The organism is Bradyrhizobium sp. CB3481, from assembly GCF_029714305.1.
Taxonomy (GTDB): Bacteria; Pseudomonadota; Alphaproteobacteria; order Rhizobiales; family Xanthobacteraceae; genus Bradyrhizobium.
This window is the reverse complement of the sequence record NZ_CP121647.1, coordinates 541,140-561,743: the sequence shown is the minus strand read 5'-3', so window position 1 is coordinate 561,743 and position 20,604 is coordinate 541,140. Positions and strand designations below refer to the sequence as shown.

At 63.7% G+C, this 20,604-nt stretch carries 18 protein-coding genes; 10 read left to right on the top strand and 8 right to left on the bottom strand.

Annotated features, from left to right (window positions below; translation table 11 throughout):
* Positions 1-24 precede the first annotated feature (24 nt).
* The 3 genes from QA643_RS02665 to QA643_RS02655 all read left to right on the top strand — a co-directional run bounded on the left by QA643_RS02665 (position 25) and on the right by QA643_RS02655 (position 3,097).
* Positions 25-657, top strand: a complete 633-nt coding sequence (locus QA643_RS02665) for an HAD-IA family hydrolase (protein ID WP_283031669.1) — start codon at positions 25-27, stop codon at positions 655-657.
* A 109-nt stretch (positions 658-766) separates the two neighbouring features.
* Complete coding sequence (locus QA643_RS02660; RefSeq protein WP_283031668.1) at positions 767-1,714, top strand: MoxR family ATPase; 948 nt, start codon at positions 767-769, stop codon at positions 1,712-1,714.
* A gap of 6 nt (positions 1,715-1,720) precedes the next feature.
* Entirely contained in the window at positions 1,721-3,097 is a 1,377-nt protein-coding gene (locus tag QA643_RS02655) for a VWA domain-containing protein (protein WP_283031667.1), read from the top strand.
* 5 nt (positions 3,098-3,102) lie between these two features.
* Here the strand turns inward: QA643_RS02655 and QA643_RS02650 are convergent, their stop codons facing one another.
* The 3 genes from QA643_RS02650 to QA643_RS02640 are packed head-to-tail and all read right to left on the bottom strand — an operon-like array spanning position 3,103 to position 7,177.
* A complete protein-coding gene (locus QA643_RS02650; RefSeq protein WP_283031666.1) occupies positions 3,103-5,328 on the bottom strand; it encodes a molybdopterin cofactor-binding domain-containing protein in 2,226 nt (741 codons plus the stop codon).
* Positions 5,325-5,822: a (2Fe-2S)-binding protein gene (locus QA643_RS02645; RefSeq protein WP_283031665.1), complete on the bottom strand. Its 498-nt coding sequence runs from the start codon at positions 5,820-5,822 to the stop codon at positions 5,325-5,327. The genes QA643_RS02650 and QA643_RS02645 overlap by 4 nt, the downstream gene beginning before the upstream one ends.
* Entirely contained in the window at positions 5,819-7,177 is a 1,359-nt protein-coding gene (locus QA643_RS02640) for a cytochrome c (protein ID WP_283031664.1), read from the bottom strand. Before QA643_RS02640 ends, QA643_RS02645 begins: the two co-directional genes overlap by 4 nt.
* Positions 7,178-7,412: 235 nt before the next feature.
* Here QA643_RS02640 and recQ point away from each other — a divergent pair, with 235 nt between their 5' ends.
* Complete coding sequence (recQ, locus tag QA643_RS02635; protein WP_283031663.1) at positions 7,413-9,275, top strand: DNA helicase RecQ; 1,863 nt, start codon at positions 7,413-7,415, stop codon at positions 9,273-9,275.
* 187 nt (positions 9,276-9,462) lie between these two features.
* Here recQ and QA643_RS02630 read toward each other — a convergent pair whose 3' ends face one another.
* Positions 9,463-10,476 (bottom strand): 1-aminocyclopropane-1-carboxylate deaminase, encoded by a 1,014-nt coding sequence (locus tag QA643_RS02630; protein ID WP_283031662.1) that lies wholly within the window; start codon positions 10,474-10,476, stop codon positions 9,463-9,465.
* 158 nt (positions 10,477-10,634) lie between these two features.
* On the opposite strand from QA643_RS02630, the gene QA643_RS02625 reads away from it, so the two are divergent.
* Together QA643_RS02625 and QA643_RS02620 are read left to right on the top strand one after the other, a co-directional pair.
* Positions 10,635-11,099 (top strand): Lrp/AsnC ligand binding domain-containing protein, encoded by a 465-nt coding sequence (locus QA643_RS02625; RefSeq protein WP_283031661.1) that lies wholly within the window; start codon positions 10,635-10,637, stop codon positions 11,097-11,099.
* A 103-nt stretch (positions 11,100-11,202) separates the two neighbouring features.
* Complete coding sequence (locus tag QA643_RS02620; RefSeq protein ID WP_283031660.1) at positions 11,203-11,778, top strand: hypothetical protein; 576 nt, start codon at positions 11,203-11,205, stop codon at positions 11,776-11,778.
* A gap of 144 nt (positions 11,779-11,922) precedes the next feature.
* On the opposite strand, the gene QA643_RS02615 is transcribed toward QA643_RS02620, so the two are convergent.
* The gene (locus QA643_RS02615; RefSeq protein ID WP_283031659.1) at positions 11,923-12,189 is read right to left on the bottom strand and encodes a hypothetical protein; all 267 of its coding nucleotides are present in this window, start codon (positions 12,187-12,189) and stop codon (positions 11,923-11,925) included.
* Between the two features lie 18 nt (positions 12,190-12,207).
* The gene (locus QA643_RS02610; protein ID WP_283031658.1) at positions 12,208-12,402 is read right to left on the bottom strand and encodes a hypothetical protein; all 195 of its coding nucleotides are present in this window, start codon (positions 12,400-12,402) and stop codon (positions 12,208-12,210) included.
* 250 nt (positions 12,403-12,652) lie between these two features.
* Here QA643_RS02610 and QA643_RS02605 point away from each other — a divergent pair, with 250 nt between their 5' ends.
* Positions 12,653-12,955 carry a hypothetical protein gene (locus tag QA643_RS02605; protein WP_283031657.1) on the top strand — a complete coding sequence of 101 codons (303 nt, stop codon included), beginning with the start codon at positions 12,653-12,655 and terminating at the stop codon, positions 12,953-12,955.
* A gap of 63 nt (positions 12,956-13,018) precedes the next feature.
* Here QA643_RS02605 and QA643_RS02600 read toward each other — a convergent pair whose 3' ends face one another.
* Positions 13,019-14,278, bottom strand: coding sequence for a trypsin-like peptidase domain-containing protein (locus QA643_RS02600; protein WP_283031656.1), 1,260 nt, complete (start codon positions 14,276-14,278; stop codon positions 13,019-13,021).
* Between the two features lie 269 nt (positions 14,279-14,547).
* Between QA643_RS02600 and QA643_RS02595 the strand changes: the two genes are divergently transcribed.
* The 3 genes from QA643_RS02595 (at position 14,548) to QA643_RS02585 (ending at position 19,466) form a co-directional block, all read left to right on the top strand.
* On the top strand, positions 14,548-15,789 hold the full coding sequence (locus tag QA643_RS02595; RefSeq protein WP_283031655.1) for a glycosyltransferase family 87 protein: 1,242 nt from the start codon (positions 14,548-14,550) through the stop codon (positions 15,787-15,789).
* 221 nt (positions 15,790-16,010) lie between these two features.
* Positions 16,011-17,000: a tripartite tricarboxylate transporter substrate binding protein gene (locus tag QA643_RS02590; RefSeq protein WP_283031654.1), complete on the top strand. Its 990-nt coding sequence runs from the start codon at positions 16,011-16,013 to the stop codon at positions 16,998-17,000.
* 336 nt (positions 17,001-17,336) lie between these two features.
* A complete protein-coding gene (locus QA643_RS02585; RefSeq protein WP_283031653.1) occupies positions 17,337-19,466 on the top strand; it encodes a VCBS domain-containing protein in 2,130 nt (709 codons plus the stop codon).
* Positions 19,467-19,514: 48 nt separating this feature from the next.
* On the opposite strand, the gene QA643_RS02580 is transcribed toward QA643_RS02585, so the two are convergent.
* Positions 19,515-20,507: a tripartite tricarboxylate transporter substrate-binding protein gene (locus QA643_RS02580; protein WP_283031652.1), complete on the bottom strand. Its 993-nt coding sequence runs from the start codon at positions 20,505-20,507 to the stop codon at positions 19,515-19,517.
* Positions 20,508-20,604: the final 97 nt, after the last annotated feature.

The window sequence follows — 20,604 nt, the reverse complement described above, 5'->3', positions numbered from 1 at the left end:
GCGTTTCTCGCAGGCAGGAAACAAATGATCGAGGCCGTGATCTGGGATTTCGGCGGAGTGCTGACCACTTCGCCATTCGAGGCATTTACACGATTCGAAACCGAGCGCGGGCTGCCCGTCGACATCATCCGGCGCACCAACGCCGCCAATCACCTCGAAAACGCCTGGGCCAAGTTCGAACGCGCCGAAATCGATATCGAGGCCTTCGACGAATTGTTCGCCGCCGAGTCGCTGGCGCTCGGCGCAGCCGTTCGCGGCAAGGATGTGCTGCCGCTGTTGTCTGGCGACCTGCGGCCCGAGATGGTCGAGGCGCTCAAGCGCATCAAAACGAGGTTCAAGACTGGCTGCATCACCAACAACCTTCCCGCCAATGCCATAGGCAGCGAGGGCGGACGCTTGCTCTACATCGCCGAGGTGATGGCGCTGTTCGATCATGTCATCCAGTCCGCAAAAAGTGGCCTTCGCAAACCCGATCCGCGCATCTATCGGATGATGGTGGAGACGCTAGAGGTCGATCCGAAAAACTGCGTTTACCTCGACGACCTCGGCGTCAACCTAAAGCCGGCACGCGAGATGGGCATGACCACGATCAAGGTAACGGGTGCCGCGCAGGCGATCACCGAGCTTGAGGCCGCGACCGGGCTGGCATTGCGCTAGGCGGAAAATACCGGAACCGGCGCCCTCGTTATGTCGAAACGGCGCTTGTTCTTTGCCGGGAACGCGGGCAGAACACTCTGAAATCCAGCGAATTCGGAGTTGAAACCCCGTGGCTGATATCGGGCCTTCGGCCTCCATCGAGGCAGTGGAAAGCGGTCTTGCGGCGCAGGGCTATATTGCGAGCCGCCAGATCGCGACCGCGGTCTATCTGTCGCAACAGATCGAGAAACCCATTCTGGTCGAGGGCCCGGCCGGCGTCGGCAAGACCGAGCTGGCAAAGGCGATCGCCGCCTGGCGCGGCATGAAGATGATCCGCCTGCAATGCTATGAGGGCCTCGACGAGGCCAAGGCGCTCTATGAGTGGAAATACGCCAAGCAGCTGCTGTACACGCAGATCCTGAAGGACAAGCTTGGCGAAGTGCTCGGCGGCGCGCCAACGCTGGAGGCGGCGTTGAACCAGCTTCACGATTTCGGCGACGTGTTTTTCTCCAAGGAATTCGTCGAGCCGCGGCCGCTGTTGCAGGCGCTGGAGCAGCCGGCGGGCTGCGTGCTGCTGGTGGACGAAATCGACAAGTCGGACGCCGAATTTGAATCGCTGCTGCTGGAAATTCTCAGCGATTTCCAGGTCACGATTCCGGAACTCGGGACCGTGGTCGCGGTCTCCCCGCCGACCGTGATCCTCACCTCGAACAGTGAGCGCGATCTCGGCGACGCGCTGAAGCGGCGCTGCCTGCATCTGCACATCGGCTTCCCCGAGCAGAAGCTGGAAGAGCGGATCGTCGAGAGCCGCGTAGCGGGCATTTCGCAGACGCTGCGCCGGCAGATGGTCGGCTTCATCAACGAGGTCCGCACGCTCGACCTGAAGAAGCTGCCGTCGGTCAGCGAGACCATCGACTGGGCCCGCGTGCTGGTGCTGCTGCAGGCGTCCGAGCTCGGCCACGAGGTTGTCAAGGACACGCTGAACGTTCTCTTGAAATACGAGGCTGACATCGAGGCGACCATGCCCCAGGTCTCTACCTTCATCGCCAAGGCGTCGCGTCAAGGCGTCTTTGGGTGAGGCCGCATGAGAGAGAACCTGCATCGCTTCTTTCGTGCGGCGCGGGGCGCAGGCGTGCGGCTATCACCGGCCGAAAGCATCGACGCGATGCGGGCCGTCTCCAAGGTCGGCTTCACTGATCGAACGATCCTGCGCGACACCTTCCTACTGACGCTCGCCAAATCACAGGACGAGAAGAAGGCGCTCGGCGACTGTTTTGATCTGTTCTTCGATACGCCGGAGCCGGAAGCGCCGCCCCAGGACGGCAAGATGGGCGAGCAGGATACGGCAGGATCAAACGCGGCGTCCGATTCTCCCGGCGATGCCGGCGGCGGCGACGAGCAGGCCGAGGGGCTCGGCCCGCTTGCGCAGATGCTGCTGGCGCAGGACCGCAACGAAATCGCGGCTGCCATCGCCAATGCAGCGAAGGCGGCCGCGCTGTCCGACATCCGTTATTTCACGCAGCGCGGCATCTTCTCCGGCCGCATCCTCGACCAGATGGGGATCCAGCGGCTGCGCGACGATCTCGACAATCTGACCGCCACCAATCCGGCGCTGGCGGAGCGGCTGACCAACGCGCTGGATGGCTTGCGCGGCACGGTCCGCGACACCGTCTCGCAGGCGCTGATGCTGTATGGGCGCGAGGAAGCCGAGAATTTGCGCAACGAGATCCTGCGCAACGCGCCGCTGGCACGGATCGAGCCGCGGCAGGTCGAACAGATGCGGCATCTGATCCGCCAGATCGCGCGCCGTTTGCGCGAGCGCTATTCAAAACCGCGCAAGCGCCAGCGCCGCGGCCATCTCGACGTCCGCCGCACGCTCCGCCGCAACGCCGCCTGGGGTGGCGTGCCGTTCCTCACCGCCTGGAAACGGCGGCACCGCGACAAGCCGAAGATCGTGGCGCTATGCGACGTCTCAGGCTCGGTGGCGCGGGTCTCGGATTTCTTCCTGCTGCTGATCCACAGCCTGCACGAGGTCGTGGACGATGTCCGATCGTTTGCGTTTTCCGGCCACCTGATCGAGGTCAGCGACATCCTGGAATCCAAATCGCCGGAAGAGGCGATGGCCGAGATCATGTCCAAGGTCGGCTTTGGCTCGTCCGACTACGGCAGCTCGCTGGATGATTTCGAGCACGGCTGGATGAGCACGCTCACGCCGCAGACGACGGTGATCGTGCTCGGCGACGCCCGCAGTAACAATCTCGATCCCCGCGCCGATATTCTTCGCAGGATCTCCGAGCGGTCGAAGCGGCTGGTCTGGCTCAATCCCGAGGGCCGCATGGCCTGGGGCTGGGGCGATTCGGAGATGCCGCGCTATTCGACCTTCTGCACCGTGGTACGCCAATGCGCCACCGCGCAGCAGCTGGAGCGCGCGGTGTCGGACATCGTGGCGAGCTATCAGTAAGCCTCTCACGCATCGATCGCCTCCTTGATGCGTTTGCGCGTCAGCGGCAGATTCCGCAGCCGCTTTCCAGTGGCGTTCGCGATGGCGTTGGCAATCGACGCTGCCGCCGGCCCCTGTCCAGTTTCGCCGCTGCCGAGGAATGGCTGGCCGGGCCGGTTGATGATGTGAACCTCGACGCTTTCGGGCACCGCATCGAAGCGCAGGATCGGATAGGTCTGCCAGTCGATGCTGGTGATCCTGGTGTCGTCGAACGTGACGCTTTCGTAGAGCGTCCAGCTCATCGACTGCACGATCGCGCCCTCGATCTGGTTGATCAGGCCGTCGGGATTGACCACCTGCCCGCTATCGACCGCCGCCACGGCACGCACCAAACGCGCGCGGCCGGTTTCGCGGTTGACCTCCACTTCGGAAGCGATGGCGCAATAGGCCGCCAGATTCTTGTAGCGCGCAAAGGCAAAGCCGAAGCCGTGGTCCTGCGGCGCCTTCTGGTCTTTGTTCCATCCAAAACCCTGTGCCGCCTTTTCGATCACGGCACGGCCGCGCGGATCGTCAAGGTGACGCAGCCGGAATTCGACCGGATCGGCGTCGGCGAGGCTCGCGAGCTCATCCATGAAACTCTCGATCGAGAATACGTTGTGATAGGCGCCGAGCGCCCGCATCGCCGAAATCCGGATCGGCATCGCCGGGATGAAATGGTGCACCACCCGCGCGTTGGGAAATGTGTAGATCGGAATCGCGTTGCGGTCGCCGCCGCCTTCCGGCAGCGGCAACGGTCTGGGAGCCGGCACGGCAAAGGCTTCCGCCATGTGCTGCGCCGCCAGCATCGATCCAGCGCCGCCGGGCCGCATCGAATGCGTATTGCTCCAGACCTCGAAACGCCAGTCTGCAATCTTGCCGCTGCCGTCGAGCGAGGCCTTGAGCTTCGTCACCATCGCCGGTCCGAACGGCTCCCAGGCATGCTCCTGCTCGCGCATCCATTGCACGCGGACTGGGCGGCCGGGGAGTGCGCGGGCAATCAGCGCCGCATCCGCGGCGGCATCGTCGGCGCCATTGTGACCATAACAGCCGGAGCCTTCGACATGGATCAGGCGAACGTTCGCCGGCGGCATGCGCAGCATTTCCGCGATGCCCTGGCGATCGGGATAGACGCCTTGCGTATGCGTCCACACCGTCATCTCGCCGTCGACCAATTGCGCCACGGCACAGGACGGGCCGATTGACCCATGCGCCTGATAGGGGCGCGTATAGGTAGCCTCGATGGTTTTCGGCGCGGCGACCAATGGATTGCCGCGCTCGAAGATCGTCGCGTCTCGCGAAGGCAGGCCGGTCAGCACGTTGGCAAGATCATCCTGCTTCGGCAGGCCCGCCACCTCCTTCCACTTCGCCGCCGCGGCCAGCGCGTTCATCGCCTTGATCGACGAAAACTCCTTTTCCGCTACTACAGCCAGGAAATTGCCGTCGCGCACGACCTTGACGACGCCGGGCATTTTTTCGACAGCGGCGGTGTCGCATTCGGTCAATTGCGCGCCGTAGCTCGGCGGCCGCACGACGCGGGCATGGACCATCCCGGGCAGCCGCATGTCCTGGACATAGGCCGCGCCGCCGGTCACTTTTGCGGGGATGTCGACGCGCAGTATCGGCTGGCCGACCAGCTTGAACGTCGCGGGGTCCTTCAGTTTGGAGTTCGGCTGCGCCTGGACGTGCAGCATATCGGCGGCTACCAGTTCGCCATAGGACAGGCGCTTGCCATCCGGCGCGATGACCGCGCCGTTCTCGGTCTGCAGATTCGCTTCAGGCTGATCAAACCGCCGCGCCGCCTCCGCGATCAAGAGCGCACGGACCTGCGCCGCCGCGTTCTGGATCGCCGTGCCGCTGTCCTTCATGGAGTTGCTGCCGGCCGTGTAGCCTTCGTTGGCGGTCAGGCGCGTGTCCGCCGTTGTCACCTTGAGGGATTCAAAGGCAACGTCGAGCTCCTCGGCCGCGATCTGTTGAAATGCCGTCTTAAAACCCTGGCCGAGCTCGGCCTTGCCGGTGAACACCTCGACGGCGCCATTGGCATCGATCCGGATCCAGGCGTCGAGATAGGGCGAGGTTTTCAAGCTGCCGGGCGGGCTCGGTGCGGCGGGCGCGTCTTGCTGCTGTGCCAGGGCGTTACGAAGCGAGAAGCTGACGATCAGTGCACCGCCGCCTGCCAGCACCCGCCGGCGATCGAGCATCACGGAAACGTTCATCGCTCGCTCCTGTCTGATGTCGTTAACGCATCCGCCGTATCCATCAGCCGCGCAGCACGGTGTATCGCGCGCAGAATCCGCATATGGGTGCCGCAGCGGCACAGATGTGACTCGAGTTCGGCGCGGATCTGCTCGTCGGTCGGCTTCGAATTCTTCTGCAGCAGGGCCTGCGCGCGCATCATCATGCCGGCGATGCAATAGCCGCATTGCGCCGCCTGTTCTTCGATGAAGGCGCGCTGGATCGGCGCGGGCTCGGCGATCGTCCCGAGCCCTTCCAGCGTCGTCACCTGCTTGCCTTCCAGTAGCACCATGGGCGTGACGCAGGAGAGCACCGCCTTGCTGTCGACGATGACAGTGCAGGCGCCGCATTGCCCGAGCCCGCAGCCGAACTTGGCCGCGTTGAGCTTGAGATCATCGCGCAGCACGTAGAGCAGCGGCGTATCGGCCTCGGCATCGACCTGATGATCCCGGCCGTTGACCTTCAACGTCATCATGGCTTGCCTCGCTGCGCTGGATCGATGGACGTTTTGCCTGGTCCTGGGTCGGACGATGTCTGGAGACCTGCGGATTGCGTGCGGCGCGCGTCCGCGATGGTCTTCTCGAGGCCGGTCCATGCCGGCTGATCGCTGAACCGCGCCCGCAGATAATTCAACAGGGCCGAAACCTGCTCATCATTCATGCTGGCGGCAAAGCCCGGCATGATCGGGCTGCGCTCGCCTTCCACCGCGCGGACGCCCGACAGCACGATGTTGACGAGGTTGCGCGGATCGGGACTCGATATCGCGGTGCTGAGGCCGAGATTGACGCCGCCGAACGGCAATGGCCGGCCGCCTTCATGGCATGACGCGCAGGCCGCAGCGTAGATCGACGCGCCGGCTGCGTTGGTTTGCGCAGCCTTCTCGCTGCGCACCGACGCCTCCTCGCCCCGTTTCTTGCGGTCCGCCGCTCGCGCGCCCGATAGGCCGGCCATGTAGACCGCAATGGCGCGAACATCGCTTGGCGGCACCGACGACAGGTTATCGGCTACCTCCGCCATCGGCCCGCGCGCCGTGCCGTGATCGGGATGGAAGCCGTGGCGCAGATAGGCAAACAGAGCATCGGCGGTCCAGGGCACCGGCGAGCGGGACTGGTCATTGATCGCATAGGCGTGCCAATTGTCGACATCGCCGCCGGCGAACTGCGCGCTGGCGCGCTCTGCACCCAGCGCGTTGCGCGGCGTGTGGCAGGCGCCGCAATGCGCGAGCCCCTCGACCAGATACGCGCCACGATTCCATTCGGCGCTCTGCTTGGGATCGGGCCGATACGTGTCGTGACGAAGGAACAGCAATTTCCAACCCGCAATGGCAAAACGCTGGTTGAACGGGAAGGACAACTCGTTCTCGCGCGCCGGCGCACGAACCGGCTTGCGTGTCATCAGGAAGGCATAAAGCGCCCGGTCATCCTCATCGCTGACATTGGTGAAGTGATCGTAAGGGAACGTCGGATAGAGGTGCCGTCCCTGACGATTGACGCCGGAGCGCATCGCGCGCTGAAACGCGGCCTCCGACCATTGCCCGATTCCCGTTTCGGCGTCCGGCGTAATGTTGGTGGAGAAGATCGTGCCGAACGGCGTCTGGACGGGAACGCCGCCGGAGAAATTCCGACCCCCGCGCGCGGTATGACAATCGCTGCAATTGCCGATCGCCGCCAGATCCCGGCCCTTCTTGACCAGCGCCGCATCGAAGCTCTGCGGCGCCGGCGGATCAACCGCCGCAAGCGCCGGCCGCCAGACAATCGCAAACGCCGCCACGACGGCTGCGATCAGCACGACGGCGACAATGCCCGTGATGATCCGCACTGGTCCCGTCATGCGCGTCCCTGTGTTTATTGTTTGGGATTTCTACTAACACAATTCCCTCGCCGCCGTTCGCCCATGAAGGCGTCAATCACCAGCAGTTGACCCTCGGGAGCTGTCATGAGATGTGCCGCGAGACCTGGAATCAGGCATGGACTTACCATGGGCTTTTTGGCCTACTTGGCCTATGGATTCCGCCCATCTGCCTCAAAGCCGGCTGCCGCGCGGCCATTAGTTGGACTTCACCCCTATGCCTGCCCCCGCAGCCCGCAACCCTGCCTCAGGCACTGCCCCCGACGCATTGTCCGTGCTCAATTCCGTATTCGGCCTGCCGGCGTTCCGCGGCGCGCAGGAGCAAATCATCCGGCACGTTACGGACGGCGGCAACTGCCTGGTCCTGATGCCGACCGGCGGCGGCAAGTCGCTGTGCTACCAGCTGCCGTCGTTGCTGCGCGAAGGCTGCGGCATCGTGGTGTCGCCGCTGATTGCCCTGATGCGCGACCAGGTCGCGGGGCTGATCGAGGCTGGTGTCAATGCGGCGGTGCTGAATTCGACGCTGTCCTTCGATGAGGCCTCGGAGGTCGAGCGGCGGCTGCTCGCCGGCGACCTCGATCTGCTCTATGTCGCGCCCGAGCGCCTGCTTACGCCGCGCTGCCTCAATCTGCTCAGCCAGAGCAACATCGCGCTGTTTGCGATCGACGAGGCGCATTGCGTGTCGCAATGGGGGCACGATTTCCGCCCCGAATATATCGGCCTGTCCGTGCTGGCCGAACGTTTCCCGAACGTGCCGCGCATCGCGCTCACCGCGACCGCCGACGAGATGACGCGCAAGGAGATCGTGACCCGGCTCGCCCTCGACGGCGCCCCGAGCTTCATCTCCAGCTTCGACCGCCCGAACATCCGCTACGAGATCATCGAGAAGCAGAACGCGCCCGCCCAGCTCAAGGCCTTCATCGGCGAGCGCCACGCCGGAGATGCCGGCATCGTCTATTGCCTGTCGCGCGCCAAGGTCGAGGACATCGCCCAAACGCTGACCGACGCCGGCATTCCGGCCCTGCCCTATCATGCCGGCCTTGATGCCGGCGTTCGCGCCCGCAACCAGGACCGATTCATCAACGAGGATGGCGTCGTGATCGTCGCCACCATCGCGTTCGGCATGGGCATCGACAAGCCGGACGTGCGATTCGTGGCGCATCTCGATCTGCCGAAGAGCATCGAAGCCTATTATCAGGAGACCGGCCGCGCCGGGCGCGACGGCAAGCCATCGAGCGCCTGGATGGCCTATGGCCTGACCGACATCGTGCAGCAGCGCCGCATGATCGATGAGTCCACCGGCTCGGATGGGTTCAAGCGCGTCTCGATCGGCAAGCTCGATGCGCTGGTCGCGCTGGCGGAAACCGCGGGCTGCCGGCGCCGCCGCCTGCTCGGCTATTTCGGGGAGACGGTGACATCGGAGAATTGCGGCAATTGCGACAACTGCCTGTCGCCGCCGCAGCTTCGCGACGGCAAGATCGCTGCGCAAAAGCTGCTATCTTGCGCCTACCGCACCGGCCAACGTTTCGGCGCCATGCACCTGATCGACGTGTTGGTCGGCCGCCTCACAGAGAAGGTCACGCAATTCGGGCACGACAAGCTGTCCGTGTTCGGCATCGGGCGTGACCTCAACGAGAAGCAATGGCGCGCCGTGATCCGGCAACTGGTCGCGATGGGCCATCTGCGTGCCGACAGCGAGGCCTTCAACGCGCTGAAATTGACGGAGAGTTCGCGCGGCGTCCTCAAGGGCGAGACCGAAATCATGTTGCGCGAGATGCCGGCCGGTGCGCGCATTCGCGCCAGCCGCGCCAAATCACGCCGCGGCGATCTGGCGCCGCGCACAGAGACGAGGCCCGCCGACGCCGGCCTGCAGGCCGCGCTGCGCGCCTGGCGATCGGAAATCGCGCGGCAACGCGGCGTGCCGGCCTATGTCATATTGCACGATGCCACCCTCGACGGCATCGCCGCCGCGCGGCCTTCGACGCTGAACGAGCTCCGCAATGTGCCAGGGATCGGCGACAAGAAGCTCGAGCATTACGGCGAGGAATTGCTCGCGCTGGTGCGCTCGGCCGACGCGTAGGGTGACGCGGAGGCGCCGACTTCTCCCTCGCCCCGCTCTTGCGGGGAGAGGGTCGGGGTGAGGGGCTGCCTCCACGCGTACCGAACGCAGCGAGACCTGTACCCCCTCACCCGGATCGCAAGGGCGATCCGACCTATCCCCGCAAGCGGGGCGAGGTTAGCACCGCACGTCGCCAAACTGCCTCAGATCACCCATTACGGAACGTGTAGCCGTATCCATTGATCGCCGGCGCGCCGCCGAGATGGGCGTAGAGGACCTTCGATCCCTTCGGAAAATAGCCCTTCTTGATGAGGTCGATCATGCCCTGCATGGATTTGCCCTCATAGACGGGGTCAGTGATCATGCCTTCAAGCCGTGCGCAGAGGCGGATCGCGTCCTTGGTTTCTTCCGACGGAACGCCATAGGCCGGATAGGCGTAGTCCTCGATCAGCACGACGTCGTCCTCGACGATCCCGCGGCCCAATTCAACGAGGCTGGCGGTGCCACGCGCGATCTCGAGCACCTGGGCCTTGGTCTGCGCCGGCGTGAACGACGCGTCGATGCCGATCACCTTGCGCTCGCGGCCATCCTTGGCGAATCCCACCAGCATGCCGGCATGAGTCGAGCCGGTGACGGTGCAGACCACGATGTAGTCGAAGGCGAAGCCGAGCTCCTTCTCCTGCGCCCGCACCTCTTCGGCAAAGCCGACATAGCCGAGCCCGCCATATTTGTGCACGGAGGCACCGGCCGGGATCGCATAGGGCTTGCCGCCCTTGGCCTTCACGTCGGCAATCGCCTCTTCCCAGCTCTGGCGGATGCCGATGTCAAAGCCTTCATCGACCAGGCGCACATCGGCGCCCATGACGCGGCTGAGCAGGATGTTGCCAACGCGGTCGTAGACGGCGTCCTCATGCGGCACCCAGCTTTCCTGCACCAGGCGGCACTTCATGCCGATCTTGGCCGCAACGGCGGCGACCATGCGGGTGTGGTTGGACTGCACGCCGCCGATCGAAACCAACGTATCGGCGTTGGAGGCGATCGCATCGGGAATGATGTATTCGAGCTTGCGCAGCTTGTTGCCGCCGAAGGCGAGCCCCGAATTGCAATCTTCCCGCTTGGCGTAGATCTCGACCCCGCCGCCAAGATGCTGCGACAGCCGCTCCAGCTTTTCGATATGGGTGGGCCCAAAGGTCAGCGGATAGCGTTCGAATTTCTCCAGCATCATCGTCCCCGTTGGTGTCTGATCCGGCGACACGCCCTACCATCCAACCGAGGAAAGGTGCTCTCGAAATTTTCGGACAAGATGCTGGTATCTTGCCCTAACCTGCGCTTCATTTACGTTTTCGTTCGGAAGTAAGCCTTTAGACGAAAGATTCTCTCATGGCCGGCAGGCTCGACCGTATTGACCTCAAGATATTGCGTTTGCTGCAGAATAACGGGCGGCTGACCAATGCCGAGCTCGCCGAAACCGCCGGGGTCAGCGCTGCGACATGCCACCGCCGCACCCAGCGGCTGTTCGACGAGGGCTATGTCCCCCAGGTCAGGGCGATGGTGGCGCCGCGCAAGGTCGGCAAGGGCGCGCTGGTCATGGTCGGCGTCGTGCTCGACCGCTCGACGCCGGAGAGTTTTGCCGCCTTCGAGCGCGCGGTCGCGCAGCTCAAATTCGTGCTGGATTGCCATCTGGTGGCCGGCGATTTCGACTATTTCCTCAAGATCCGGGTCGGCGACATGGAGGATTTCAACCGTATCCATGGCGAGCAATTGATCGGGCTGCCTGGCGTCCGCCAGACCCGAACCTTCTTCGTGATGAAGGAAGTGGTTGATAACGCGCCGCTCGATTTCTGATGCGTTTTGCATCCACAACGAAGGGCACACGATGCCTTGCCGTGCGACGGGGAACCCAGGGGAGACGCTGGCCAGCCAGCGCCCGATGTCCTATCAACCGGGAATGACCACGAAATTTTTCCGGCAGGCTTTTGCCCTCGCCATTATTTTTGCTGCCATGCCGGCGCGGGCCTCGGACGAACTCCCACGGCCCGAGCCCGATACCATCATCTTCGCGATGATGTCCGGCAGGTGCAGCACATTCAAGATCGCGGGGCGGGATTTTGCCTGCCGCGCCGTGGCGTTCTTCCAGACCGAGGAAGGCAGGGCGAACTTTACCGTCGCGCTCGACGACCCTAGCGACGATAGCCACACCATCACCTTTTCCGGCGACAATGGGCGCAGGCCGGATGCCAACGTATACGAACTGCCGATCGACCGGATGCTTCTGAAATCCAAGGACCGGCCGAAGGCCGATGGCCTGCCGGTCCCGTTTGTCGAATCGACCGCCGGCCTCTGCACCCAGGTCGGCAACTTCGTGACGCTGGAACTCTCCAGCATCTCTTGCACCGCGGTCGACAGGAACGGCAAGAAATACGAGCTGCAATATCAGTCCGACGGTGCGCCGATGGCGGTGCGCCGGATCAAGCGGATGCGGGTCGGCAGCCCCGCGGTCTCGCCGTTCGATGATGTGAAATGAAAGGCCGCCGGCGGTAAACCGACGGCGGCCAGTGTCGATCCGCACATGGCTCGCGATTGCGCGGACAAGTTCAGGCTAGCTGCAAAGTCCTCCCGAGGAGTGGAGACCGCCAGTCAAAATCGACCGGTTGTGTTCATACCCGTTTTACCGTCGGCCCCGCTCGCGCGCGGTCCTTGTTGGCAGGATCGAGCTTGCGATCTCGAAGGCGACGGCCCATCTCGGCTTTTCTTCTTCCGCGCCGGGAACGTTGATCTGCACGCCGCCACCGTCAGTGACGGTATCAGAAGCGGCCTGCACGGCGGCTTCGAGCGCGGCGCCCCGCGATTCGTAGACGCCGCCGATCTTGACGTTGTCGGCAAATACCGACCAGCCGAGTGGTGCCTTCACGACTTCGAATACTGATCGCTCCATTGGCTCTCCTGTATCGCTTCACCGGTAGCGTTTGCGTCCCTCACCGATGCGGCGAATCCTGGCCGCCGGGGCGTGACGCCCGACCGTCGGCTTGATCGGGGCCTTGGCTCGCCAATCGAAAGCCCGCAGGCCCGTCAATGAATGCACCGCCGGTGCAATCGCGATTTCCTTTCGCGCGGCATCGACAACCCGATCGAACTCAGCTTCGCCCATCCTAGACTCCATGGCTCCCGGCATTCTGCCGCCAGGACGATAAGAGGAACCGCGCTGGGCACAGCTCGCCATGCAAGTTTGTTGTTTGAACGCTGGCCGATCGTCGCTTCGATGGCGAAAAATGGCCGAAATCGGGAAAGCTCTTGTTCCATGATTCACGAAACGGTGGGCCGAACACCCCGCCGGGGCCTCCCCTTGGCCCAACTTGGCCCATGCGTGCTAGATTCGGCCGCGAATCAGGAGGGCTTGCATGCCGGTAGACAGTGACAGCGCCATTGCGTGGCACCGCGCCCAGCTCAAAAAGCTTCGCGAGACCTTGAGGGGCATCGAGACCACGAGGTTCATGGTGGGCGAATCAGCGCAGGCGAGCAGGACCGGCAAGACCCAGAAGACGATTGCCGAGCTCGAGCAGAAGATCCGGCAATCGCAGCACATCATCGCCGCCTATGAGCGGCAGACAAGGCGGCCGCTGGCGACCGACCAGCGCAGCCTCGCCAGCGTGAGCTGGAGCAGTTGGACTGTCCAACCGGCACATGGGCGCAACTCGCGATAAGCGTTAAACGACCCGAACGCCGCCGAGGCTACCCGGCGGCTAGACTGATGCTGGCCCGCGTTCCTAATTCTTCGCCGTCTCTCTTTCCTTCGCCTTCACCTTGCACGAGATCAGAAACGTGAACGCCCGTGCGCTGCGCGCGATATCAGCTGTCTTCAGCTCGGCCTTGGCGTCGGAGATCTGATACGGCACCACGCTGTTGTCGAGAAAATCCCGCAACGCGCCGGTCTTGATGGCGAAATTGATGTTCTCGGGGATGGTGCCCGTTGCACGCACGAACTTGATGGCATTCAGTTTCGCCGCGACCACGCCGACCACATCGCCGCTGGAAGCGAGCAGCGGCCCGCCGCTGTTACCGGGTTGAACGGCGGCGCTGATCTGCAGGAAGCGCGTGTCGTTCAGAATGCCGCTCAGCGAGCTGACGATCCCGGTGGTCACCGTGAAGTCCGACGTCAGCAGGCCGTGAAAGGGATAGCCGATCGCCACCACGCTGTCGCCGGATTGGACCGCCTTGTCCCTGATCTTGGCGACCTCCTTGAACGAGCCCGTCGCCTGCAGCAGCGCAAGGTCGTTGGTCTCGTCGCTTGACACCAGGCGCAGCTTGCTCGGCGCCTCGCCGGTGAGATTGCCCTGAATGTCGCCGACGCATCCCTGCACGACATGGGCGTTGGTGACGAGATGTCCGTTCGTGCTGACCAGAAATCCGGTGCCGGCCTGATCGAGCAACTTGTCAGGCTTGCCCGGCGCGGAGTCCGGCGCCGCCGCGGTGGCGACCGGCTTGGCGGCGGGCAGCACCGAGAAGTCGCCGGCGCTCGCCAATCCCGATTGCTTGATCTTGGCGACGCAGTTCGCCAGCACCGGCAACAGCTGCCCGGTCTGATCGAGATTGAACTGGAACAGCTGCCCCTGCGTATAGGCGGTCATGGCCTTGGCGCGCCGGAATTGGCTGATGAGCGAGGAATTGCTCGGCATCGGCACGCGAACCAGCTTGTCGGCGATCGGGACGCCATGAACGTTGAACGGCTGCTGCCCGTCGAACGTCAGGGTCAGAGGAAAGGCTTGTCCCGGCGTGAGCTTCCACTGCTCATGCATGAAACCGAGGCCCCAGCCGCCATTGCCGTCGATGGTCACCAGGAAGTAGATGCCGCTGGCGTATCGAGCGCCCGCCGCGCAGTGGGAGAAGGCGCCGGTCTGGTCATTGGTATAGGCGCCGCCCTGCCAGTTTCCGATGCTGATCGAGCCGTAGGGCCCCCGCGCATCTGCACTCGAACCGGCAAGAATCACACACAGCAAGGCCGCGATCGCAGCAGCACGGAACTTCATAAGCCGTTCCCCCACATTCCCAAGATGAGCATATTTGCCTTTGCAACCGAAGTCCATTTGGGCCCGGCGGGGCCAAGTGGAATTTTCATCTCGACGAGACGCAAATCGGAGCGGCACCGGCTTCCTGCCCGTGGCGGACATGCGCCCTGATCTGCCGGGAAACCCTTTCGTTAAGGTCTTTGCGGGATCATTCGGTCGGCCGTCCCGATCGTCGTAAGATCAGCGCCGATTCGCATTCCCCTCAACCGCATCGCTTGGCAGGACAACGCATGGACTTGGCACAGGGCGGAGGCACGTTCGGGCAGAAGAATGCGCTGCATCCGCCGGCGGTGGTTCTGATTCCAAGCCTGTTATTGTCATTCTACGTCTGGCTGGTTCTCGCCACGACCATTCCCTATCCGGGCAAGATCGGGCTCGACTACAATACGCTCGGCACCGATTGGATGGTGTTCTACGGCGCGATCCGCTCAGTGCTCGACGGCAATGCGCTGCTGATCTTCGACGGCGATCGCTTCACCGATTTTCTCAACACGGCGTTTGCAGGCTGGCTCTCTTCCCCGCTCGATTTTCGGCCATGGGCCTATCCGCCGAGCTTCCTGCTGATGCTGCTGCCGTTCGCGCCACTGGGCTTCTTCGGCTCCTATGTCGCGTTTCAGATCGTGAGCGGCGCGCTGCTGGCGCTGGCGCTGCGGTCGAGTGCGAAGGCCGCCCTGCCGCCGGGCGCCCTGCTCGCAGCCGTCCTGATCTGTCCGGCATCGGCCGTCAATGTGATCGACGGGCAGGCCGTCTTTCTGGTCGCAGCGCTGATCGTCGGCGGCTTCAGCCTGCTCGAGCGGCATCCCCATCTCGCCGGATTGATACTGGGACTGCTGACGTTCAAGCCGCAGTTCTGCATCCTGGTCCCGATCGCGCTCATCGCGGCCGGGCAATGGCGCGCGCTTGTGGCGTCGGGGCTGTCGGCGCTCGTCCTGATGATCGCGGGCGGACTGGTTTTCGGATGGGACCTGTGGCTGCGCTGGTTTCCCGTCATCTTCGAAAACCTTGTTAGTCCGAACGAGAAGTGGATCGAGTTTGGCCGCATGTGGGGCCACAGCGTCTATACCTGTGCCGTTCTGCTCGGCGCGCCCGATCGGCTGGCGTCGTTGATCCAACTGCTCGCCACGCTCGGCGCGGCCATTTCGGTCGTCATCGCTTTCCGCTCGCGGCTCGGGACGAGGGAAAAAACCGCGGTCTTTCTGGCCGCGACCGTGCTCGCCGCGCCGCATTCCGGGCCCTATGACGGCACGCTGCTGGCGATTGCCGCGGCGTTCTGGTTGATGGCACGCAGCGCGCCGCTGCCGCTGTGGTGCTGGACGCTGGCATTCATGATCTGGCTGCTGCCGATGCTGAGCCCACCCCTGCTGTTTCCCGTGGCCCGGATCGCTCCGCTGTTTCCTGTGATGCTGATCGTGCTTCTGCTTCGTCCCGCAGCACCCGCGACCAGCGCGATGGCGCCATCGCCTGCCGGATAGCTCGATCCGGCCTTCCGCGAACGCGCTCGCATCCCCCGGGGGAGCGGCTAAACGTCCCGGCACCTGCCGGGGTCCGGCCGCTCATTTTGATGGATCAGGCCTGGCATCTTGCATACGGTGAGGCCATCGCCCTATCCGCCAGCAGCGGAATCGGGTCCCGCAAAAATCAAGATCGCGCCGCTGGTTAGCGGACGCCGATTGCATAGCCGGAGGAAAATGCCGTGAAGCCAAGAGTTGTGCGCTGCGCCCTGCTTACACTTCTGGCGCTGTCTGCCATCGCCGTCCAAGCCCCAACCGCGGCGCAGGCCCAGGCATGGCCTGAGAAAGCGATCACCTTCGTCGTGCCGTTCGCGGCCGGCGGCGGCACCGACGCCTTTGCCCGCCCGCTGGCGGCCCAGCTCGATACCCAGCTCGGCAAGCGCGTGCTGATCGAAAACCGCGCCGGCGCCGGCGGCACCGTGGGCGCATCCGCGGCATCCAAGGCCGCGCCCGACGGCTACACCTTCTTCGTCGGCGCCGCGCATCATGCCATCGCACCCTCGCTCTATCCCAATCTCGACTACAACATCGAGAAGGATTTTGTCGCGGTAGCGCTGATCGCGCGGCCGCCGCAGGTGGTCGTCGTCAATCCGGACAAGGTCGCTGCCAAGACGCTGGCCGAATTCATCGCCTACGCCAAGGCCAATCCGGGCAAGTTGAACTATGGCTCGGCCGGCGCCGGCACCACGCACCACCTCGCCGGCGAGTTGTTCAAGATCCTGACCAAGACCAACATTCAACACGTGCCCTATCGCGGCGCCGGCCCGGCCATGCAGGACCTGATCGCCGGCCACGTGCCCGTCGTGTTCGATGGGCTCGGCTCGTCGGCCGCTCCCGTCAGGGCCGGACAACTCCGCGCGCTCGCCGTCGCCGCGCCGAAGCGCGTGCCGGCCTTCCCCGATCTTCCCACCGCCGCCGAAGCAGGCCTCGCCGGCTATGAAGTCTCGACCTGGTACGGCGTGTTCGCACCGAAAAACACGCCGCCGGCCATCGTCGAGCAGATCACCAAGGAATTGCAGAAAGCGATGCAGGTGCCCGCGATCAAGGAGGCCTGGGAACGCAACGGCTCTGACGTGCCTGACGTCACCGGCCCGGCCTTCGCGAAGATGGTCTCCGCGGAAGTCGAGCGCTGGCGCAAGGTCGTCACCGAAGCGAACGTGAAGCTCGACTGATCCGGCAGCAGGCGCGGCACGTTGCCTGAAGCGAGCGTGCCGCCCCACGCCGGATAGTCAGTTGGTCGCGCGCACGCCTTAGCGTGGGAGTCCGCTCAAGGGTCGGTCACAACGATCTTGGACCCGCTGTCCGGAGACGGCATTATCTACCTTTCTATCTCGAAAGGATTACTCCTTTTGAGCCTAAAGCCTGACGCCTGCGGATTGGCTAGTTTGGACTGCGATTTTTCGGCAGCTGGCCGTCCAGGCCAGCGGCAGCGCGATTTTCTGACCTCACGGGCCAGGCAAGGCCGGCTCGTAAAAAATTGCACGGGGTGAGTGGCAGACGGGGTAGGCATGCTCGTCGGGACCCACGCCAAAACGCAGGACGTTCAGGCCGCGGTCGGCGGCTCGCGAAGCCGACCTCATGCCGGCAGGTTCGGCATGCTGTGGCTCTCGGCACTCGCTTTCGCCCTTGGGAAGCAGGCCCAAGCCGCCGACCCTGACGCCACATTCCTGGACGACGGAAACATCACTTACAAGGATCTCGAACACGGCGCCTTCGAGCTGGTCACCAAGGAGGCCGTCCCTCGACACATCATCATCGACGATCCCGGACAGACCATCGCCCTGCATTCGCAGGGGTCGTCGGTCAGTATCACCCAGAGCACGAACTCCACTGCGCGGATGGCCGAATTGCAGGCAGCCCAGCAGGAGGTGCTCGCCACTCACGAGCAAGGACTGGGATCGACAGGATCGAGCACGCCGCCTCCCCTCGAGAAGCTGCCGGTGCAACCGATCAATTTCATCGAGACCGATGCCGCTTCCCCAGAGCAGGATTTGCCCGTTTCGCCGGCGGTAATCCTGGCATCGGCCCCGGAGATGATTGTCGGACAGATACCGGTCCCTCCGCCGGCGCCGCCGACATTGAATGCGGTGATCGGGCCAACCGAGATCGACACCGCGGTCTTCGATCTCTTCACGGCGACGAACGGCGCTTTCCTCGCCAGCAGCCCCAACGGCGCGACGCTGACCTTCGGCATCATCGGAGGAACCGCAGGCAGCACCGCAATCAACGGGGTGACTTACGATGTATCGAAAGCCGGCCCCTACGGCACGCTTTACGTCGACAGCACGACCGGCGCCTATACGTTCGTTCCGAATAATGATGCGATCAACGCGCTGACTGCACCCACGACGACCGACTTCACGATTGCCGTATCCGACGGCACGCTCTCGAGCGATGAACTCTTTACGATTACCATCAATGGCGTCAACGATGCAGCCATCATCTCCGGTGCCACCAATGGCACCGCCGTCGAAGCCAGCGGCGTCGCCCATGCAGCGTTCGCCAGGCTGAGCGCCACCGGGACGCTCACCAGCACCGACGTCGACGATGCGCCCAATACTTTCACTGCGGTGGATACTCCAGCTGCGAGCGCAAACGGCTTCGGCACCTTCACGATGACGGAAGCCGGCGTCTGGACCTACACGGTCGACGATTCCAACGGCTCGGTGCAGGCACTCAATATCGGCGACAAACTGACCGATTCGTTTACGGTGACCACGATCGACGGCACCCCCCAAGTGGTGACAATCATCATCAACGGTACCAACGACGCCGCGGTCATCTCCGGCGCCACAGCCGGCTCAGTGACCGAAGATAGTGGCACCAAGTGCGATCCGCCGACCGCAACCGGCAAGCTCACCGCGACCGACATCGACAACGCGCCCGGTTTCACGGTGATCAATTGCCCGACGGCCAGCGACGCCGGCTATGGCACCTTCACGATCTCCGCGGACGGCACATGGACCTACACACTCGACGACGCAAATTGCGCGGTGCAGGCGCTTAACGCCGGAGACCAGCTGACCGATTGCTTTACGGTGACCACCATCGACGGTACCCCGCAGGTGGTGACGATCGCCATCAACGGCGCCAATGACAAGGCCGTCATTTGTGGCAAAACGACCGGCTCCGTCACCGAAGCTGGCGCCTCCACACACGGCAAGCCGGTTGCGACCGGCACGCTCACCGATACCGATGTCGACAACACGCCCAACACGTTCACAACGGTCAATGACCCGACAGCCAGCGATCACGGCTATGGCAGCTTCACGATGACGAAAAATGGCGTCTGGACCTACAAACTCGATAACGCCAATTGCGAAGTGCAGGCCCTCAATGACTGCGACACGCTGACCGACAGCTTTACGGTGACCACCATCGACGGCACGCCGCAGGTCGTGACAATCATCATCAACGGCGCCAACGACACCTTCTACTTCAAGGACGATAAGTCCGAGTTCAAGACTTCGGATGCCATCGACCTGCCAGAGAGCAACTCGACGTCGATCAACTCCTCCGAAGCAGGAACCAGCGGAGCGCCAGCGTTTTCGGAGGCAACTCCGACCACCGAACCGTCTGCACAATGGTCCGATGGTTTCGTTGTCACGGCCTTCGCACCGCACGATCTGAACGTGTAATGGGGCCGCGCCGCTTTTCCGGTGCAGCTTTCTTCGCCGACCGGCGGCCTACTTCGCTTCGCTCGCCTTGATGCCCGAGCTTTCGATCAGCTTGGCCACGCGCGGCAGATCGGCAGCGAACAGGCGCGCATGCGCCTCGGGCGTCAGCTCGTCTTTCGGGAACGGCACCGTTCCGAGCTGCTTGAGTTTCTCGACGAGCTCTGGCTCGGCCAGCGCTGCGCGAAGCGCGGCATTCAGCGCATTGATGGTCTCTTTCGGCGTGCCTTTCGCGACATAGAGGCCATGCCACATCGTGTAGCTGACCTCGGGCATACCGAGCTCGGCGGTGGTCGGGACATCTTTCGCCTGCTCGAGCCGCTGCGGCGAGGTGATGGCGATGCCGTGCAGCGCTCCAGCCTGGACCTGCGGCAGCGCGTTGGTCAACTGGTCCCACAGCAGATCAATCTGCCCCGCCAGCAGGTCAGCGATCGCCGGTGCCGACCCGCGATAGGCCACGACCGTCGGCTTGAAGCCGAGCACATTGCCCATCATCACCGCGCACAGATGGCTGTTGGTGCCGATCCCGCCATGCGCAAAGTTCGCTTTGTCGCGCTGCGCCTTGATCCAGGCCACGTAATCCTTCGGACTTTCGCCGGGAATCGACTTGCGGCCGACCAGGATCATCGGCGCATTGTTGACGAGGCCGACCGGCTCGAACGCGGTAGTCGTGTCATAACGGAGGTTGGTGAACAGGCTGGGCGCCGCGAGCAGCGCGACGTGATTGATTAGGATGGTCGACCCATCGGGCGCCGAGCGCGCGACGCGATCATTGGCCAGCGTGCTGCCGCCTCCGACTACATTCTCGATGATGATGGTTTGGCCGAGTGTGCGCGACATCCGCTCGCCGATTAGACGCGCCACGGTATCGGTGCCACCACCGGCAGCAAACGGCACCACCATCGTCACGGTCTTCGCGGTCGATTGCGCATGCGCCGCCGGCGATAGCGCTGCAGCCAGCAAGCCAGCACCGATGAGCGCGCGCTTGAGGAAAAAATTGTTCACGATGGCTCCTCCCATATCTTTCTTTTTATGTCATGCCGCGTTGTCGCGGATTGTGCTTGGTGGCGAAGCTGCAATGCGCGGCTCCTCACAACCTCCG

Bases quoted from the DNA above. Each gene is read 5' to 3' on its own strand.
- QA643_RS02665 (WP_283031669.1), top strand. From the start codon at position 25: ATGATCGAGGCCGTGATCTGGGATTTCGGCGGAGTGCTGACCACTTCG.
- QA643_RS02655 (WP_283031667.1), top strand. From the start codon at position 1,721: ATGAGAGAGAACCTGCATCGCTTCTTTCGTGCGGCGCGGGGCGCAGGC.
- QA643_RS02650 (WP_283031666.1), bottom strand. From the start codon at position 5,328: ATGAACGTTTCCGTGATGCTCGATCGCCGGCGGGTGCTGGCAGGCGGC.
- QA643_RS02645 (WP_283031665.1), bottom strand. From the start codon at position 5,822: ATGATGACGTTGAAGGTCAACGGCCGGGATCATCAGGTCGATGCCGAG.
- QA643_RS02640 (WP_283031664.1), bottom strand. From the start codon at position 7,177: ATGACGGGACCAGTGCGGATCATCACGGGCATTGTCGCCGTCGTGCTG.
- recQ (WP_283031663.1), top strand. From the start codon at position 7,413: ATGCCTGCCCCCGCAGCCCGCAACCCTGCCTCAGGCACTGCCCCCGAC.
- QA643_RS02630 (WP_283031662.1), bottom strand. From the start codon at position 10,476: ATGCTGGAGAAATTCGAACGCTATCCGCTGACCTTTGGGCCCACCCAT.
- QA643_RS02625 (WP_283031661.1), top strand. From the start codon at position 10,635: ATGGCCGGCAGGCTCGACCGTATTGACCTCAAGATATTGCGTTTGCTG.
- QA643_RS02620 (WP_283031660.1), top strand. From the start codon at position 11,203: ATGACCACGAAATTTTTCCGGCAGGCTTTTGCCCTCGCCATTATTTTT.
- QA643_RS02615 (WP_283031659.1), bottom strand. From the start codon at position 12,189: ATGGAGCGATCAGTATTCGAAGTCGTGAAGGCACCACTCGGCTGGTCG.
- QA643_RS02610 (WP_283031658.1), bottom strand. From the start codon at position 12,402: ATGGGCGAAGCTGAGTTCGATCGGGTTGTCGATGCCGCGCGAAAGGAA.
- QA643_RS02605 (WP_283031657.1), top strand. From the start codon at position 12,653: ATGCCGGTAGACAGTGACAGCGCCATTGCGTGGCACCGCGCCCAGCTC.
- QA643_RS02600 (WP_283031656.1), bottom strand. From the start codon at position 14,278: ATGAAGTTCCGTGCTGCTGCGATCGCGGCCTTGCTGTGTGTGATTCTT.
- QA643_RS02595 (WP_283031655.1), top strand. From the start codon at position 14,548: ATGGACTTGGCACAGGGCGGAGGCACGTTCGGGCAGAAGAATGCGCTG.
- QA643_RS02585 (WP_283031653.1), top strand. From the start codon at position 17,337: ATGCTCGTCGGGACCCACGCCAAAACGCAGGACGTTCAGGCCGCGGTC.